This is a genomic window from Sutcliffiella horikoshii, assembly GCF_044809035.1.
Taxonomy (GTDB): Bacteria; Bacillota; Bacilli; order Bacillales; family Bacillaceae_I; genus Sutcliffiella_A; species Sutcliffiella_A horikoshii_G.
The window spans coordinates 4,196,535-4,215,124 of record NZ_CP085237.1 but is presented as its reverse complement, the minus strand read 5'-3'; the positions used below and the strand labels follow the sequence as shown (position 1 = coordinate 4,215,124).

Genomic DNA, 18,590 nt, shown 5'->3' with positions numbered 1-18,590 from the left:
AGGTGATGTCGATATTTGTTTTTATTTGTCGTTTGGCTTGTATTGGGTGAAGTTTGGCCAGTAAATGCCTTAGTTCCGCTCGTATTTTAAAAGTTTGGACAGTATTTACACCAAAACGGCTCGTATTTAAGTAATTTTGGCCAGTAAACAGAAAATCTTATTAAGCACCAAATAACAAATATGACAAAAAGACAAATATATATTGCATAAAGTAATATAAAATGTATAATAATAAGTATAATCCATATTTTACAAAGAGGTGATGGTAATGAATATTTTCGGCGGAGCAACAAAGGTAGAAGATGAGCGCATTGTAACTGCTCAAAACAAAATTTACCGGGAAATTTATTTTCTCATAATGGCAATCTGTCTCGTATCTGTTGGGTTCAAGTTTTATTTGTACGGTTTTGGGGTGAGTTCCATCTACACTGAGCTAGCAATACTCTTCCTTCAAGGAGCCTATTATACGGCAAGGGGTGCAAGCATAGGTGTCTTGTCAGATGAGGTAGAAATGCATGATCGGAAAAGTAAGGTGCCGATGAAATGGAAGACACTTTTTTGGGGTATTGCTGCTGGTGTCATCATCGCAATCTTCTTTGGCTTAAACAGCGCCTTTAATTATGCGGAAACGACTGCACAGGCATACTCCTACTTTTTCATGGTGTTCTTTGTTTCTTTATTGATATATATACCGTTTTTAGTATTGTTATCAGGAAGCACGTTCCTTGCTGCGATAAATCGCAGCAAAAAGGTGGCAGAAAAAGAGCTAGATGAAGACGAAAACGAGCGGTGAACAAAATGAAAAATATAAAAATGAAACTAGCTAGAGTAGAGAAGGATTTGTCTCAAGAGGAGCTTGCTAAGATTGTAGGAGTTTCCAGACAGACAATCGGCCTGATCGAACTCGGCAAATACAACCCGAGCCTTAGTCTATGCCTGTCTATATGCAAAGCTTTATCTAAAACGTTAGATCAGTTATTTTGGGAAGAATAACAATCAAAAGGAGATAATTTCCCCACTATAAAAATATACTTATGTATAGCATTCAATAGGGGGGATATCTTTGGCGAAAATGGAAGTGCAACCTGGCGTGGAACTCTATTACGATGACCAGGGAGAAGGAACGCCAGTGATTTTTATCCATGGGGTATGGATGAGCAGAAAATTCTTTCAAAAACAGCTGCCATATTTCAGCAAGGAACATCGTGCCATAACGATAGATCTTAGGGGGCACGGTGATTCAGCTAATGTATCTGAGGGGCACACCATTTCCACCTATGCAAAGGACCTGCAAGCATTCATTTCGAAGCTGGAATTGAAGGACGTGGTGCTTGTTGGCTGGTCCATGGGAGCCTTTGTTATTTGGGAATACCTGCAGCAGTTTGGAGAAGCAAATGTAAAAGGAACCGTCATTGTAGACGAACTTGCGTCTGATTTTAAGTGGCCTGATTTTCCTATAGGGGCCTTTGATTTGCCAACCTTGACCCACTTTATGAGAGAGGTTCAAGATAACAGGGAAAGCTTCCTGAAGGGCTTTATTCCCCTCATGTTCAAGGAGGATGTGGACCCTGAAGAAATGGAATGGATGCTTGAGGAAACCTTGAAACCGACAACAGGGGTCGCAAGCGCCATACTTTTTGATCAATCAATTGTCGATTATCGTTCCACTTTTTCTTCTTTAACCAAACCTACCTTGCTTTGCTTTGGAAAAGAGGAAAAACTCATACCGGTTGCAGCGGGGGAACACTTGAAGGAAGCAATAGCAAATAGTGAACTGGTGCTGTTTGAAGAAAGCTGTCATTGTCCATTCCTTGAAGAAACAGAAAAGTTCAATCAGGAAGTTTCTAATTTTATAAAATCAATATAAGAAGGGCCTGGCCACCGTTCAAACAACTGGCCAGGCTCTTTTGTCTTGATGAAGCAAGTCGTTTTCCTTAAAATGAAAGAGTATAAAATATTCTGAAAAAGGGTGAATGATTTGAAGCTTAGCGAAGAATTAAGGAAATTCCCTTATCCATTTCAAGGTGACACCTACCGATACTCCAATAATTCAACCCTTTTGCATCCTCCGAGCAGCATGGAAATAACAGCGTCTTACCAAGAGGAAATGACAGTAAAAAGGTCCTTACTATCCAACCACCACTCTCGTTGCTATCAATCATTCCCACATACAGACAAAGCGCAGTGGGAGGTGTTAGAACTGGTCATGACAGATCTAGCTAAATATTACCCACAAAGCTATTCCTTAATAAAAGCAGAAGATAAACATATCTTTACTAACCACATACTTCAAGAAGAGCATGTATTCACTATTGGAGATAACTCTACTCTACCCTATGAGCCTTTGGACTTTATCGGGAGGCATGTGCAGGAAGATCTTATCCTTATGTTGCAAAGGGACGGAGATTTATATTTAGATGCAGGCCAACTGTGCTTTCCTGCCAATTGGTCATTAGCTTTTAACCATGGCATGAGCTTTAAAAATATTCACTTTCCCATTCCGGGATTTAAGGAAGAAGGGTTGGACGAGCGAATTCTGCAATTTTTATTAAGACTGGAAGTGGGGAATCCTTGGGGAAGAAAAAATTGGTCCTTGATGGCCGGGCACAGAATGGATACCTCGTTAGAAACCTTCGATGTTTGGGGAAAGCATAGAAAAAATGTAACGGTGGAAAATGCGGGGGAATTCGTGCATTTGCGCGTAGAGGTCCAAAAGCTCTTTCGACTGCCTCGTTCTAATGCCATCTTGTTTACCATCCATACACATCTGTTATCTCTTGAGAAGTTGATGGAAGTTCCTGAATGGAAAAGACAATTCTATCAAATTTTAGTGGAGCTCCCTTCTCATATTGCAGAGTATAAAGGGATTTCATTATATAAGGATAAAGTTCTGGCGTATATCGAAAAGAAAGGGGAGGGAGTTGTGTGAACGTTATAAAGAACAAATCGGCATTCCGAGTGGGGAAAAGGCACTATTTCCTATGCGGAGATGAGGAAGGTATGAAAGAGTTGGCCTCCATCAAAGTCACCTTAGTAAATCATCGGATGTCCTTTGAGGAAATACACCTTTCAAAATGGAGTCCTGCTGAGATGGACAGTCTGCTGGGGATGCAAAAGATGGGGACCTACCTATATGTTGCAGCGAAAGGGGAGAAGGTAAGAGAATTGTTGGATATGGCTGATAAGTTAGGATATTCCTCGGAAGAAGCACAGTTTATTAGAGTTGGAGAAGTAGAGAAGAAGATTTTCTGCTGTAAGTGTCACGGAATATCAATCGTAAAGGGAACGATGAATAAAAGCCAATGCATAATCTGTTCTGCGTGTGCTGTGAAATTGGAGTTGTCAGATCATTATTCTCCAATCAAAGATGCTTATTTAGGATATGTTTCACAACTTTAAAGAGGGGGGAGGGATTAATGGTGAACCAAGATAATAGGTTAGATGTAAAAATAATAGCAATATCCAATGAAACCTCCACTATTAAGCGTTTTACTTTTGTGCAGGCGGACAATGAGCAGTTACCGGCTTTTAGTGCTGGATCTCACATCATGCTATACATGAAGGATAGGGGAGGGGAGCTTGAAAGACGGTATTCGTTGGTTGGAAGTCCTGAATGCAGGGATAATTATCAAATTGCCGTTAAACTTCAAGATAGATCCACAGGAGGGTCAATATTTTTACATAGCAAAGCCGAGATAGGAGATGTTTTACAAATTTGTTTTCCGAAAAACTATTTCCCTCTTAGTTTCCGTGCTAGGCATCATCTTTTTTGTGCCGCTGGAATCGGTATAACACCTTTTTTATCTATGATGCAAGAATTGAAAGAGCAAGGTGGATCCTTTGAACTTCATTATTCCGCAAAAACAAGAGACGACTGTGCCTTTCACTCTTTTCTAGTACAGGAATACCCAGGGCAAACACATTTCTATTTCTCTGATCAAGGAAATCGAATGGATACTAGTATTTTACTGGACCAGTATATTGGTACTCATGTGTATTTATGTGGCCCTAATCGGTTTACTACCTCTTTTTCGCGTGCTGCGACTTCTTACGGTTATCCATCTGCAAGCATTCACCATGAGTACTTTTCATCACCCGATTTATCCAGCTCTCTTCCTTTCTTGTTAGAACTCGCAAATGGGAGTTTCTTGTCTGTTCCTGCCGAAAAAACCACGTTGGATGTTCTCTTGGAAGCTGGATACCCTGCACCATATTCTTGTAAAGTCGGACGTTGTGGAACTTGTGAGCTTCCGATACTAAAAGGGAAGGCCCATCACCTAGATTTCTTCTTAACAACTAAACAAAAGGAATCCCAAGTCAGTTTTTTGCCATGTGTATCCCGGAGTAAAACAGAAATATTAAAGATTGGTTTTAGTTGAAGTGCACCTTATGAAATGGGATATTGTAGAAGTTTACAAATATCGTATACAAGTTTGCAAAATGTAAACAATTGTAGACAAAAGAGTAAACATGTATACAAACGCGTACACATGTTGATATGTAAAGGTGTATACATTATAAGAATACAAGTAAACTAAAATGTGTACATGTGTACAAACGTACACATAAATGTATACAATTTTTACACTTTCATTACTTTTCATAAGAATGATTGAATAGTAGAGAAACTTTCTGTACGCTTAACGTATACTTACTAGTTTTATTTTCTTCTAAAGGAAACAAATATTGTAACGAGGAAAAGAAAGGAAGATGAACAATGACTTATTCAAGAATTGCAGCAGTTGACGTAGGTAATGATTCTATTAAAGCTATTTTTGGGAAAATGGATTCAGAATTAAATATCCCAAATGTTATCGCTAGAGATATTGAGGACCGCCCAGTAATCGGAATTGAAGAGTTAGACAGCAAGGATCCACTAGATGGCATTCATGTTCGTGTTCACTCCCCTGCCCTGATGGATAACAACGCCATCTATCGGATTGGAAATCTGGCAACAAAGAGCAACAATGCATCGGAATTAGACCCTGGTAGCAGCAAATCAGAAGAAGATCAGACATTGGTTATGCTCTTCGCAACGTTAGCGTTAGACGCGGTAAGCGCTCAAAATGAAAAAACATTCCCTCGTAATAAGAATGTAGTAGATGCAAACTACACATTGGGGACAGGTCTTCCATTAAGAGAAGTGAAAGAAGGCAAGGACGCTGGTTACCGGTCTAAGCTTCTAGGTTCCGTCCATCAGGTAGAATTCTTGATTACACCTAAATACCAAGGCATTAAAGTTAATATTAAATTTGATGAGATCAAGGTTTATCCGGAAGGATTTGCTGCTTACATAAACCTTGTATTGGATAACAATGGAAATATTATTAATAAAGACTTGATCGACAAGCGCATTCTTATCCAAGATATTGGCGGTCTTTCAACGGATATCGCAGTAATTAAGAACCGTAATGTAGATGATGATAAAGCACAGGGTTTCAACCTTGGAGTTTCGGAAGCACTGGAGCAAATTCGTGAAGAAATCCGTTCTAAACACGGCATCGAGCTTGACAGCAGAAGAGACGTGGTAGAAATTATCACGAAAAAGAATGATCGCAACCACATCATGGTACGCGGTAGCAGAACAAGCGTACATGATATTACAGACCGTATTCTTTTGGACCTTGCGAAAAAGCAATATCGCCTATTGAGAAATGTTTGGCAGAAAAACTCCCAGACAGAGATTTGCTATTTTGTCGGCGGTGGTTCCACTGTGTTAAAAGAATATTTAAAAACACTAAACAATAACCTAGATGGCTACAACATCGATTTCTTTGAAGATGAAAAGGAAAGCATCTGGATGATGGCAAATGCCTATTACAAATTGATTGCTGACTATGCAAAGAAAACAGGCAAAGAGAAAGAGTCCAAAGATCAACAAAAACCTGTGAAAGCATAATTTAGGTGATTAGATGAAGAATACCAGTTCGAGTCAGGGAATTCAGAGGGGACAAGCCATTTCGTTCCGTATCCCCTCTGATACGCCTGACCATCTAATTAAACATTTGCAACGTCTTAAGGAGACGGAAAGAAGGAATTTCTCTAGTAAAATAGCAGAATTTGTTCTTCAAGGTGTGACAAGTTCTCATGCGCGGGAAAAAGAGACGATTTCCATCCCTCTTCCAAAGTCTTTGTCCAAAACACAGAGGGATTGGTTGAAACACCAGCACTCTGAAGCATTACTTGGTAATATTGTCTATCAACTGCTTTCAGATCCTGTCCGGGCAACCAGTATTCTGGCGGCGATGAACAGCAACTCTATCGACATTGACCAAGCCTTGTACCTTCAAGAGGAAAAGCCTTATAAGTCTGAAGAAGAAACAGATAAACAGGTGAATTCTACTAATTTAAATGATGACGGTTTAGACTCCTTTGATTGGAATGCGGCTCTTCAAGAGCAAGCATCCACCGAAGAAGAGGAAGAATTGGAAGTAGAAAACGTTGATAAGCTGTTGGGCGATTTCCTCTCCCATATGAATAAGTGATTCACCGGAAGGCCGCTATGAATTTAGCGGTCTTATTTAAGTGGGTCTATATCGACAGGGAAAGAAAAAAGAGCGTCTAAAGTAGGAATGGCTTAACCATTTAGGCTCTTTTTTTATTCTCGGGAAATATGGTAGTATGAGGTCAATATTTGTTAGCAAACTAGTTATAGCTACGTTAAAAAGGGTATAGAATAGAATGGTCCTAAAATCCAATAGACATTCGAACTATATAGCAGAATAACTATTTTAGAAGCAAGAGACGAAGTTACTAGATCATTTTAATTACGAAAATAATGTGAAATGATTGGTGGAGGGTAAAATGACACAGGAAAACAAATTTATTAGTAAGACGTATTTTGAAACCTTTATGCTGGATGTGGAGACGAAGCATCCCGTACAAGTACTTGGAGAGGCCTTCTTGGTAGAGCAGAACAACGAGGTGTCAGATCTCTCGTTTATTCGGTATGCACAAGGAGAAGTATATTTTCACAGCAGAGATTACGAGAGTGCCATATTTAAATGGGAAAATGTTCACAATGAATTAGAACCATGGGCAAAGAAAAATATAGCAGATGCTTATTATGATCTTGGAATGCTAGTAGAAGCAGAAGATATTTACGCTAAGATTAATACAGATAATAAAACGCTTAAAATAGAAGTGGCTCTGCAGCTATTTACGTTATATATTCAGCGTGGAAAACTGGAGAATGCCTATAAAAATATTAAAAAAGCCATATCAATCGATCCGGATTATCCACATGTTACACAGACTGCTCGTACTTTTTATGAAGAGCAAGAAGACAGTCAACATGCAGTGGAATTGGCCGTAAGTGAGGCATTGAGAACCGGTTCAGAAGCATGGTACGATTGCTTGCTAAATTACATCGAAGTTGGCTATACAAAAGAATTCTCGCCTGACTATTTTCAAGAGGTCCTGTTCAACTTACTTGAGATTAACCAACATAAATTCGAAGAAATTACTGCAGCTTTGTGGTACAGCTATGAAAAACATCCGATGTATTTAGAATGGGTGAAGACGGCAAACGGCCTATTTGCTGCTTTGGACAGAGATTCAGAGGTTTCATGGACGAAAGTAGAGGAACTACACCAATGTACCTATTTATCTCTTATTGAAGGAGAATACTTGATTAAAGAATTGCAGGGGATTGTACCAGACTTACTTGGAAACTGGCTGAAAGTATCCAATAGATCTAAATCCTTGTTTGCATCCGCAGCTGTAATGTCCTGGAATGAAGTATTCCCGACAGCATTGCCAGCCCATGTTCTGGATGATGCAGAAAATAGAATTTTCCATTACGAGCATGACAGCATCCAGTTGAGCTACACGGTCGAGCTGTTCAAAACATTGATAAACTGGGCAAAAGACAACCATTTAGAAGTAGCGCATCAGAAAAAGTGGTTATTCTCCCAACTTAGCAACCTGAACCGAAAGCACTTGGTCGTTACAGGAACCGTACAAAATGGGAAGACGTCCTTCATCAATTCCATTATTGGAGAAAAGCTTCTTGGAGATGAAACGGTTCCGGTATTTGTATCTTCCGACGGAGATATTGCGGAGATGAATGAGATTTCCACTACCGGCACTTCTGCGCTAGGTGACATAAGTGAGCACCAAGCAGGGTCCTTGATTGACCTTAAATGGCCATCACAGTTCCTAGAAGACGAGGAGTACTCCTTGATCAGCACACCGGAATTCAATGTGAATCAAATAGAAAACAATGAAACAATGAAATATATTCCATTGTCAGATGGCTTGCTATACATTTTAGATGCACAAACACCTTTTACTGAAGATGAATTGAAAGTATTGGTGAAAATTAAAGAACGTGCGCCAGAAGTACCGGTTCACTTCGTCATTAATAAAATGGATACTGCCTTCCACGAAGCAGAGGCAGCACAGATTGTGGAAGAAGCAAAACACCGCATCAACGAATTCTTCCCAGATGCAAGAGTATTCCCTTACTCTTCTCTACGTTCTGCAAGTAAACAGCATCAAGGATTGGCAAGCTTTATGGAAGCCAACTTCAAGCTGCGTGCAAAAGCAGTGGAAGAACGCCGTGCGACCAAGTTGTTGCAATTGATCCGTTCAACTTTAACAGAACTGCTTGATAGTCGAATCGCAATGGAAGATAATCTGAAAAACACGGTTGACTTTAATGAGGATATTTTAAGTAGGCTAAGTGGGTTCATCAATCACCTACACGATGCGGAATCCGAAAAGATCCGAAGCATCACAGAAAATTACCGCGCAGTGACAATTGAGATGAAACGAGAAGCATTAAAAACCATCCCTCGTCTGCTTAGAGAATGCTCTAGCTATGTGAAGGAAGACAGCAACTTTAAAACATTGCATCTCGAATTGAATGAGCGCATGAATGAAACGATCCGTACTTACATGCATTCCGACCTGTTACCTCGTTTGCGCCAGGAGCTTCAACTGTGGCTGGATACATCCAACCGTGAGTTGATAGATAGCCAGGAATACCTGCATGAAATGAGCGGCACATTCAATGCTCTTTACAAAGAAGAAAAAATGCATCTGAACTGCGATTTCAAAGTCATGGAAGATTGGCGTCGTGATATCAACAGAATCCTAAGCAGAGTAGAAGTGGAAAAAGAAAACATCCTGAACCGCCAAAGTACCACACAGTATTTACTTAAAGGGGCAGGCCGCTTGTTCGGTTCCTTACAACAAAGTAACCAACTGCTGTTCACTCAATACAAGAAATACATTGAAAACGAACGCTTCACAGATGTCGCACAATCCGTCGTGGATAAGTTCTTCTTAGAATTCGACCTGTTTGAAAAAGCGCTAAAAGCAGACATCACCATGTTCTACGAAGCGCCTTTCACAGAACTGAACAAAACAGTGGAAGACACAGAACACGCCATCCACAACGCCAACAAAAAACTAGAACAAATGAAAGCAAGCCCAGAACGCTACTACGACCCACTGAAACTATTCGAAGCCCGCCTACTCCAATACGAATTCATGGTCAAAGCATGCGAAGAAAACGAAATGATCTCAACCTACTAAAAAAAACACAAAGATTAAAAAAGATTAACTCTCAAACTTGGTTACAGCAACTTAAATAAGTGAAATAACAAAGGGTAACGCAAGGGGTCTGGCACCTCAAACAAACAACCAAAGAACCGCCACAAACAAATGCAGGTGCCTGACCCCGCCCGCTCTTACCAAAATTCACGCTAACCTATTCAACTACCAAGTCTCGTCGTGAGAGGCGATAATAGATAACATTCATAAAAGCAGGTCTAATTCGCATAGAAATTAGACCTGCTTTTTTGTTGTTTGGCCTGGAGTGGGTGAATAGTCTTCATAATAATGTAGGTAGCAATGATGAAGACCTCAGTGAAGAGGAAAAAGGAGAAGAGAAGTCCTCATAGCAGTGATGAAGACCTCAGTGAAGAGGAAAAAGGAGAAGAAAGGTCCTCATGGGCGTGATGAAGACCTCAGTGACGAGGAAAAAGGAGAAGAGAGGTTCTCATAGCAGTGATGATGACCTTAGTGACGAGGAAAAAGAAGAAGAGAGGTCCTCATTACCAATTAATAAACCAAAGGTAAGTAAGGGGACTGGCACCTAAAGCAGAAAACAAACAAAACCCCAGCTGACTAATGCAGGTGCCAGCCCCCACCGGCTCTACCCAAAATCCGCCTACCCTTACCGTCATCGGTTTCTACTAAAATAAAAAATAGCAGGCTAATTCTATAAGAATAGTCCTGCTACCTTTTGTTGATGGAAACAAAATTATTATGTAAAAATTGTTATTTTTATGAAACTTTTCCTATTATTTTTCGTTTATAATTATAAATATGATCTGCTTAGGAGTGCAAATTTTGATGCTTAAGGGTACTGCACGCCATTTTATACCTCTTTTTGGTACATATCTTATGTATCTAAATCTTCTATATCTATATTTATTCGACTATATAACCGGTATCTTATATGGAATTCTACTAATCACACTTATCATGCTGAACGTCATATTTTTAGGATTGTCAGTAAATGTTAAGTCTGTTAATCGATCATTCGTGCTAGCTAGTATTTTTGTCTTTCTAATACTCCTATATGAATATCCATTATTCTTTTCCGATCGTTCAAAAACAAAGAACTACTTGTATATACCCACAGAAGAAATTGTATCGAATACAAACGTTTATATTATAAGTATTGGTACTGTCGAATTGTCTGAAAAGGGGAAAGTTTTTATGGAAGATGAGTCAAACCTTCTGAAGGTTATCTCCATAAATAACTTTCATCGTTACACTAGTAAAAATAGATTACTCTTTGAGTATTTTCATATTTGGAAAAACCAAGATATAGAAATGGCAGAGAACCTAGAACATTATAAAAACGGAACGAACACCCAAATAATGGAGTACTTATCGAGGAATGATGTCACCGGCGCAAGTGCTGGATTAGCATTAGCAATCTCATCTTTAATAAAAGATTCAGATTTGAACAATCTCATACCTGTTGCGGTAACTGGGGCAATAGATGATAAAGGAAATGTATTAGAGATTGGACTTGTACGAGAAAAAATAATAATCGCAGCAAGAGACGGACACACACATGTCATTATACCTAAAGGAAATTTAAAAGAGGCACAAAAAGCAAAAGAAGAACTTGGTCTTTCACTAACAATATATGGGGTAACATCTGTAGAGGAAGCTGTGAATATTATTAAAAAATGGAACAACTAAAACAACTAAGCAAATATCCCAATAAGAACTTTTCAAGAAACTGGAAGGATCCCTGTAAAAACATTACTTGGTTGAAATTTTTTAATAAGGGGGGAGTAGTAATTTTGAAGGGGGATTTTTTCAAAATGACTTTATTGATAGTAAGCATTTTTCTTCTAACTGCATGCAGTAGCGTTGAAAAAGTTCAACATATTGAAGTATTTGTTGCTGAAACATCAGAACAAGATGATGAAGGTTTTTTTATAACAACTGGTTACAAGAAAGTTAATTCAATAACGAGTATTGAAGAAGGTAAACATCATATAAAAACTGATATTAAATCCATTGAAGACTTTTATGATAAGGAAGGGAATTATTTAAGAACAGAAATAATACATTCAACTTTTAATAAAACTTATGTTACTCAAAAAGAAGATGCTGTAAATTTAAAGGAAGAAATTAAGAAACCTTCAACAATCCTAATTCCCGATGAGAATATAGAACTTTTTAAATTAGAGAATAAGACAAAGGGAGAGGAGGAAAAAGTGAAAGAACATGTCCTATCTTTTATGGATATGCTGTAAGGAATACTCCACTATCTATGAGCTATTGAAGAAGAAGACAGTTCTCTTATTGTGCTAAAGGGGCAGGTTGCTTAGATAAGGAATACATAAGAGATAAAATGGAGATGTGAAATGAGGGACCAATTATGAACGAAATTGTTAAATGTCCTAAATGCAGTAATGAGGGTAAGCAAGGATATATTTTTTCTCCTCGCAGAATTTGTTGGTCAGATTCGGCTGATTCAATCATCGCTGATTTAGAAAGTGAAATATTAATAAAAGATGCAATCTTTCACATTAGTAAAACTCCAGCATTTAGATGTGAAAACTGTAATTTAGTTATTTTTAAATATAAATAATAATGATATAAATAAGCAGTTCTTAATAACCTTACTATCTTAAACAATCTTGGAGCGAGTATGCAATTAAAGCAGTCGTTTCTTGTGTTAACAGCAATTTTTAACCAGGTAGGACATATGATAAAAACTGGTGGTGTAATATGAGTAAAATTATTGATACCAAAGATTGGTGTATAAAGGATACCAATTCAATTATCTCATTCGAAACAACAAGTGGCGGCGGATGGGAAAAATGGGATAGATACATATCAATTGAGGGGAAGAAAGCTTTCCATATTGGAAATATCTGCGGTACTTGTTCATTTTTCTTTGAAAGGCTAGGGGGAGCTAATGGATCAAATCAAGGGATTTCCCCTAAAGAGATCAGTGAGGAGTTTCGAAAAGGCATTACTAATTTAGAGGATGTCTTTCTTTCAAAAGTATCTCTAATTTTACCAAGTGGAGATTATAAAGTATTACTTAATGAGGTTATCCCTGAGTTTATTGAATTAGGAACAGAAAAAGATTATTTTTCTAATGAACAGGTTCAAGTTTGGGGAATGAATTCATTTTGGGGGCTGCCTCATTATCCAAAGGTTAAATATTATCGAGGTATAACGAAGGAACTATCAAATAATTCAAAACTGTTTGAGTTTATAGTACCCACTTTTCCAGTAGGGTGGCTAGAAGAAGAGACCATTGAAATGTATAAATCATTGATTTCGAAAGAAGTAAAACCTACTGCATTATGTTTATCGGTGTTAGATATAAAAGAACCAGCTGATTATGAAGAAGAAACTAAGCATATTCAACATTGGTGTTTAACTCATTATATAATTGATGGTCATCATAAGGTATTTTCGGCAGCAACTCAAAATCAACCAATTACGCTACTGTCTTTTCTAGCTACAAAAGAAGGTATAGCTGATAGAAATGATCTATCATCATTATTAGATAACTTGAAAACAGTATAGTAAAGGGGGAAAAGGTTAATGATAATTCGTCGTAAAAATTTTACAAATATATTGTATCTGTTGTTAGGTGTATTCATTTTAACGGCTTGTGCATCAAATGAAACAAAAAATGATACAAACTTAACAGAAAGCATTCCTGATTTCGTAGAGGAAAGCAATTTTGAGAATATTGATTGGGAAAACAAAGCAGTCCTATTTAATGACAATATACTAGGTAATGAAAATAAGTCAGGTGTCATCGGTGCAGATATGCCCAGTTTAAATCCGCAAAAATGGATGTGGCATTTATGGGGAGTGGATGACCCCACCAACACAAAATTTACAGTTGTTGGCTTCCACAGGGATTCAGAAACAATTTATCAAATAACAACAAACGGTGGGAGCATTCCACTTGCTGGACCCAATAACGGAGCTGATGTACACGCACCGTCAACCGTTAAAATACCAGAGCCTGGTGAATGGGCAATTTTCCTTTATGTTGATGAAAAGTTATTCGATATTCTGATTTACGATATTGATGAATAAATCGTAAATCTTTAACATTCTAGGAGAAACCTGGGGGGACATCATGAAGCAATTAAATTTAATATGTACACTCTTTTTCTTAGCTCTAATTATTGGTTGTTCTCCAAACGGAAAATCTGAGGAGAAGTACTCCGTGCTCATTGTTCAAGGTGAAGAGAATATTAGCGAGGAATTTAGTGAATTCATTAATAACGATTACTCTATTGTTAAAGTAGAATATTTAACAAGTTTAGCTGTGGCAAAGGAAAAGTATCCTAAATATGAAATAGAAAAAACTCCGGCAGTATTTATTTTCGAGACGGATGGAGGAGAAATGAAAAAACTGAAACTAAAAACTTATGATACAGAAGAAGCAATCGAATTTCTTCAAGGAACAAAGAAAGGTAGCGAATAAACTGTACAATGCTAGGTTGGTAGTTATTGAATATTAGGAGTGAAAAAATGAGGATACTATCGGTTTTTGTCATCATTTTAATTATTTTGTCTGCATGTAGTAACGGGTATCAAACCTTGGAAGAAGCAGTGCAAAGTCATTGGAAAACACCAATAAAAGTAATAAATGAAGATCGAGAGAACCAATTAGTCTATTATTTAGACCAAAACCAACATGTTTTAGGGGTTTATGAACTAAACGATAACAAGTACAAATATGACAATGAGCAAAGCGTTGGTATGACTTTTACATCTGAAGCAGGTCTGCCTTTTTTGGTTTCCGCAAACCATTTTGAAGGAGTAGGAAATGTTATTCATGGTGCAATCACAACAGATGAACATACGGTAGAAAAGTTTGTTCTTCACTATAAAAACGGAGAAACACAAGAAGTGGATGCAACAAACAATACATTTATAACCGAGTATCCACCTTTCTTAACAAAAGACCCAGTATTATTTTTTGAAGAAATGGAAAATGCAGTTGGATATGATGTGAACGGTGAGATTATTGAAATCTGGGATAGAAATGCGGAAATAAAAAACTGAAAAACTCAAGGTCATCTATATTACCTATTTTGGTTTTTGGTAACGAAGGTTTAAGGAGTAAAGCATTTAAAGGGAGATTGAAATAATGGAATATATTCTCGTGTACTTAACCCCGATAATAGCAATAATTTTTTTTTTGAACTGTGTTTCACTAGCGAAAAAAATTCATAATGGTGATGGAAACACTGCTAATAATACAGGTTGGGGTGCCGTTATGTTTAGTTATCTTATTTTTAGCTTAATTATGGCGGGGTTACTAAGTTAATTAAAATATACATAAACAAGCGATTTGACTTCAGCATCAGTTATCAAAAAATAGATATCCTATCTCTACAAAGGAGAGAATTTCATGTGAGATGTTTTTTTGCTATTCTATTCATTTTACTCGGCGCATTTTTACTCTCTCTCACCATAAACGAGATGGGAAAAGCAGGACATATAATGATGAGAATCATAGGATTTGTCTGCTTTGGACTTGCTGCCCTTATGATAAAAAAAGGTAAACATAAGATTCTATATACTCCCCCAATGGCACCAATCAACCACCAGGGAAGCATAAACTCCACCTTATTTTTTTGCTGTACTCGTTTTACCCGTGAACTTCAACAAGTCAATCAAAACAGTGGAGTATGTGTAAAGTCTCTCTTCCAATCTTCCAGGATATGCCTGTTGAATAAACTCCAAGGTGTCGTTATCAGTATGCCAGATTCCACCATACTTCTCTGTTTGCGTATATCCATCCAGATCCCCAATTTCCCAGTTTGTTGATTCAAAATAAGCAAACGGAATTCCTACTTCTTTAAAAGGAGCATGATCACTCCAATCACCAGTTGTACCAACCGGGTAATCAGGATTTAACCCACTGTTGATACGAAGGTCCAATTTTTTCTTTTCAGCAATCGCAAGGGCTTGATCACGCAAGAACCCTTCCTCACCAAGACTTCCATGAACATACATAAAATCCCCGACTGCCAAGCTGTCCAAGTTGATCATTCCGACAGTATTCTTAATATCTTCCTCACTCATTTGACTCACAAAGTAGTTCGAACCTTGTAAACCGACTTCCTCTGCTCCAAATGCCACAAACACAATGCTATATGGCGTTGGAATCTTTTTCAACACTTCAGCCGCTTCAAGCATCACCGCGATACCAGAAGCATTATCATCCGAACCTTTTCCTTTTGCTACAGAATCATAGTGTGCTCCAACCACTAATACTTTCTCGCTTTTTCCAGGTTTAAATGCCACCACATTGGCTGAGTCGTTCGATGTTCCTCTGCGTGCATAAGAAAAATCCTGAACATTCGTTTCATAACCCATCTTTTCAAATTGGCCTTTTATATAATCCCTTGCCTCAGCTTCTTCATCTGAAGCAGCTACACGGGCTCCAATTGTTTCAGACAAGTATTGAGTGTGTTTGTAGGAAAGTGAACCTGTTTTATGTACCAAAGAGGCTCCATTTGCCGCGGAAACCGCTGACACTGCCACCATCCAAATTAAGGTTGTTACTAAAAGTATCTTCTTCATCTTACTGCCCCCGTATTTATAATTATTAATTAACATGCATAATTATAAGATAAGAGATTAATAGTTTCAACAATTAGCTTAGCTAAAGGAGCAAGATAGGTCTTATTATCCAATTCATCTCCCATTCGAACAAAGATTAAAAAGGTGCTCTTCCTATCTGGAAGCGTTATAATACAGAGAGATAACGGACTATAATAATTTATATAAGGGGCCTCCTATGAAAAATAACGTGGCTTTACATGATTTTATTTTAAATAATACCGATTCATTGACCAACGCTTGGTTTAAGACGAAAAAAGGGAAGGAAGGCAGTATTTATTCAAGTACTGCTCCTGCTATTGGAGATAAACTTCGTCTGCAAAACAAGAAGTTCATTACGACCATTGCCCAAATTTTTATCAACACTGATACGGAATCAAACTATGAGGCTATTAAACAATGGGCGTCTGATGTTGCCAAAGATAGGGTTTCCACCAATACGGAATTAAAAGAAATCATTTCCCAGTTTAAAGTGTTCCGTCAGATTTACTGGAATAAAATTAATGAATTTGCATTGCAATCTACAAACTCCATCACTCCTGAGAAGCTTTTAACGTGGTCTAATCTTTTCCATTATGCGTTTGATAACGTCATCGAGGAATTTGTGGCAACCTATACAGCTTATCACCAAGCAGCACTTTTAGCTCAACAAGAAATGATTTCAGAGTTAAGTTCTCCTATTATAAAATTGACTCATGAAATCAGTGTTCTGCCGTTGATAGGAAGTATTGATACACAAAGAGCGAAAGTCATTATGGAGTCAAGCCTTCAACAGTGTCAGGAAAAGAATGTCGAGTGTCTTGTCATCGATTTATCTGGAGTACCTATTGTCGATACAATGGTAGCTAATCAGCTATTCATTGTCGTCTCCGCTTTAGAGCTCATTGGGGTCAAAAGCATTATGACAGGTGTTCGTCCTGAAGTTGCACAGACTGCCGTCCATCTTGGCCTTGATTTCTCCAAAATCTCTATTTACTCTACCCTTGAAAAAGCACTAGAGAATTTGGAGAATTACACAAAGAATAGTAAGCCAAATAGCAGGTAATAGAATAGACATAATTTCAATAAAATCACTAGTCAATTAGCATATTTGACCATAAACAAAGCTCAGAGATTCTCCTCTGAGCTTTATTGAGGATGGTATAATCTGGTAAAAAAACATCTATTCGTTTTCCCCCCACTTTTACGTTATAATACAACCACACAAAAACCCAAAAAGATTGGATGAAAGCATGCGACAGCAACTAACACTTAAAGTGAAAAATAAATTCGCCAAAACCTATAAAAGCGGCTACCCCCTTATCTCAAAACAATCCCTCCTTAATGGCAATGACCTAAAAGAAGAGGGAACACTCATAAAGCTGGTAGACGAACAGAACAACTTTCTCGGCAAAGGCTACTACGGTAACCAAAACAAAGGATACGGCTGGATTGTCAGCAAAGATCCGAACGAAGAAATGGACATTCCTTTCTTCAAACGTGCCCTTCAAAAAGCCGTAAACAAACGTTCCGCCCTGATGGAGGCAGAAGACACCACTGCATTCCGCCTCTTTAACGGAGAGGGCGACGGAATCGGTGGCTTTACCATTGAATTCTTTGACAGCTACTTAGTGATTAACTGGTATAGCAAAGGAATCTACTCCTTCAGTGAGGAAATTATCGCAGCCATCGAAGGGGTCATCGAGTACAAAGGGATCTACGAAAAGAAACGATTCAACACGGACGGGCAATATGTCGAGGACGATGATTTTGTAAAAGGAGAACGCGCACCATCCCCCCTTATCATCAAAGAAAACGGCGTCAACTTTGCCGTACATTTAAACGATGGCGCGATGGTTGGAGTATTCCTTGATCAACGGGAAGTAAGAAAAACCATCCGGGACAAATACGCCAAAGGAAAAACGGTCCTAAACACCTTCTCCTATACAGGAGCATTCTCTGTCTATGCAGCATTAGGCGGTGCCATCAAAACAACAAGCGTAGACTTGGCCAAACGCAGCCTGCCAAAAACAACCGAGCAATTTAACGTAAATAACATAGACGAAAAAACACAATCCATTCTCGTAGAAGAGGTATTCCACTACTTCAAATATGCGAAAAAGAAGAACCTTAAATTCGATGTAGTCATCATGGATCCACCAAGCTTTGCGAGGTCCAAAAAGGTGACCTTCAGTGCGGAAAAAGACTACACCAGCCTCGTGTCAGACGCCATTGCCATTACCGAAAAGAACGGCCTGATTGTCGCTTCCACCAACGCCGCTACATTCGGAATGGACAAGTTCAAAGGCTTTATCGACCAGGCTTTTAAAGAAAACAAAATAAAATACAAAATCGTAGAGGAGTTTTCCTTGCCAAGTGACTTCGCAACCATCAAGGAGTTTAAGGAAGGAAACTATCTGAAGGTATTATTTATAAAAAGAATAGGATAAAAAAAGGAG

Annotated in this window: 19 protein-coding genes; 18 read left to right on the top strand and 1 reads right to left on the bottom strand. The window is 38.2% G+C overall.

What is annotated here, in order from left to right; all coding sequences use genetic code 11:
- Window positions 1-268 precede the first annotated feature (268 nt).
- From LG307_RS21505 to LG307_RS21430, 16 genes are all read left to right on the top strand, one after another.
- The gene (locus LG307_RS21505; protein WP_404446427.1) at window positions 269-793 is read left to right on the top strand and encodes a DUF6773 family protein; all 525 of its coding nucleotides are present in this window, start codon (window positions 269-271) and stop codon (window positions 791-793) included.
- Between the two features lie 5 nt (window positions 794-798).
- On the top strand, window positions 799-993 hold the full coding sequence (locus tag LG307_RS21500; protein WP_047969783.1) for a helix-turn-helix transcriptional regulator: 195 nt from the start codon (window positions 799-801) through the stop codon (window positions 991-993).
- Window positions 994-1,063: 70 nt separating this feature from the next.
- Complete coding sequence (locus tag LG307_RS21495) at window positions 1,064-1,867, top strand: alpha/beta fold hydrolase (RefSeq protein WP_404446424.1); 804 nt, start codon at window positions 1,064-1,066, stop codon at window positions 1,865-1,867.
- A gap of 102 nt (window positions 1,868-1,969) precedes the next feature.
- Window positions 1,970-2,929 carry a heme-dependent oxidative N-demethylase family protein gene (locus LG307_RS21490; RefSeq protein WP_404446422.1) on the top strand — a complete coding sequence of 320 codons (960 nt, stop codon included), beginning with the start codon at window positions 1,970-1,972 and terminating at the stop codon, window positions 2,927-2,929.
- A complete protein-coding gene (locus tag LG307_RS21485; RefSeq protein ID WP_404446419.1) occupies window positions 2,926-3,399 on the top strand; it encodes a hypothetical protein in 474 nt (157 codons plus the stop codon). Before LG307_RS21490 ends, LG307_RS21485 begins: the two co-directional genes overlap by 4 nt.
- A 17-nt stretch (window positions 3,400-3,416) precedes the next feature.
- Window positions 3,417-4,379 carry a PDR/VanB family oxidoreductase gene (locus tag LG307_RS21480; protein WP_404446416.1) on the top strand — a complete coding sequence of 321 codons (963 nt, stop codon included), beginning with the start codon at window positions 3,417-3,419 and terminating at the stop codon, window positions 4,377-4,379.
- A gap of 338 nt (window positions 4,380-4,717) precedes the next feature.
- Window positions 4,718-5,899, top strand: coding sequence for a hypothetical protein (locus tag LG307_RS21475; RefSeq protein WP_404446414.1), 1,182 nt, complete (start codon window positions 4,718-4,720; stop codon window positions 5,897-5,899).
- Between the two features lie 13 nt (window positions 5,900-5,912).
- Window positions 5,913-6,485, top strand: a complete 573-nt coding sequence (locus LG307_RS21470) for a hypothetical protein (RefSeq protein WP_404446411.1) — start codon at window positions 5,913-5,915, stop codon at window positions 6,483-6,485.
- A gap of 319 nt (window positions 6,486-6,804) precedes the next feature.
- Window positions 6,805-9,543 carry a GTP-binding protein gene (locus tag LG307_RS21465; protein WP_404446408.1) on the top strand — a complete coding sequence of 913 codons (2,739 nt, stop codon included), beginning with the start codon at window positions 6,805-6,807 and terminating at the stop codon, window positions 9,541-9,543.
- 822 nt (window positions 9,544-10,365) lie between these two features.
- On the top strand, window positions 10,366-11,229 hold the full coding sequence (locus LG307_RS21460) for a S16 family serine protease (protein ID WP_404446406.1): 864 nt from the start codon (window positions 10,366-10,368) through the stop codon (window positions 11,227-11,229).
- Between the two features lie 125 nt (window positions 11,230-11,354).
- Window positions 11,355-11,792 (top strand): hypothetical protein, encoded by a 438-nt coding sequence (locus tag LG307_RS21455; protein WP_404446403.1) that lies wholly within the window; start codon window positions 11,355-11,357, stop codon window positions 11,790-11,792.
- Window positions 11,793-11,917: 125 nt separating this feature from the next.
- Complete coding sequence (locus LG307_RS21450) at window positions 11,918-12,130, top strand: PF20097 family protein (RefSeq protein ID WP_404446400.1); 213 nt, start codon at window positions 11,918-11,920, stop codon at window positions 12,128-12,130.
- Window positions 12,131-12,270: 140 nt separating this feature from the next.
- Window positions 12,271-13,083, top strand: coding sequence for a hypothetical protein (locus LG307_RS21445; RefSeq protein ID WP_404446397.1), 813 nt, complete (start codon window positions 12,271-12,273; stop codon window positions 13,081-13,083).
- An 18-nt stretch (window positions 13,084-13,101) separates the two neighbouring features.
- On the top strand, window positions 13,102-13,608 hold the full coding sequence (locus LG307_RS21440; RefSeq protein WP_404446395.1) for a hypothetical protein: 507 nt from the start codon (window positions 13,102-13,104) through the stop codon (window positions 13,606-13,608).
- A gap of 43 nt (window positions 13,609-13,651) precedes the next feature.
- Entirely contained in the window at window positions 13,652-14,002 is a 351-nt protein-coding gene (locus LG307_RS21435; RefSeq protein WP_404446393.1) for a hypothetical protein, read from the top strand.
- 47 nt (window positions 14,003-14,049) lie between these two features.
- Window positions 14,050-14,586 carry a hypothetical protein gene (locus tag LG307_RS21430; protein ID WP_404446390.1) on the top strand — a complete coding sequence of 179 codons (537 nt, stop codon included), beginning with the start codon at window positions 14,050-14,052 and terminating at the stop codon, window positions 14,584-14,586.
- Window positions 14,587-15,153: 567 nt separating this feature from the next.
- Here LG307_RS21430 and LG307_RS21425 read toward each other — a convergent pair.
- Entirely contained in the window at window positions 15,154-16,113 is a 960-nt protein-coding gene (locus tag LG307_RS21425; RefSeq protein WP_404446387.1) for a M20/M25/M40 family metallo-hydrolase, read from the bottom strand.
- A 217-nt stretch (window positions 16,114-16,330) separates the two neighbouring features.
- Here LG307_RS21425 and LG307_RS21420 point away from each other — a divergent pair, with 217 nt between their 5' ends.
- The gene (locus LG307_RS21420; RefSeq protein WP_404446384.1) at window positions 16,331-17,197 is read left to right on the top strand and encodes an STAS domain-containing protein; all 867 of its coding nucleotides are present in this window, start codon (window positions 16,331-16,333) and stop codon (window positions 17,195-17,197) included.
- 187 nt (window positions 17,198-17,384) lie between these two features.
- Complete coding sequence (locus LG307_RS21415; protein WP_404446381.1) at window positions 17,385-18,581, top strand: class I SAM-dependent rRNA methyltransferase; 1,197 nt, start codon at window positions 17,385-17,387, stop codon at window positions 18,579-18,581.
- Window positions 18,582-18,590 lie beyond the last annotated feature (9 nt).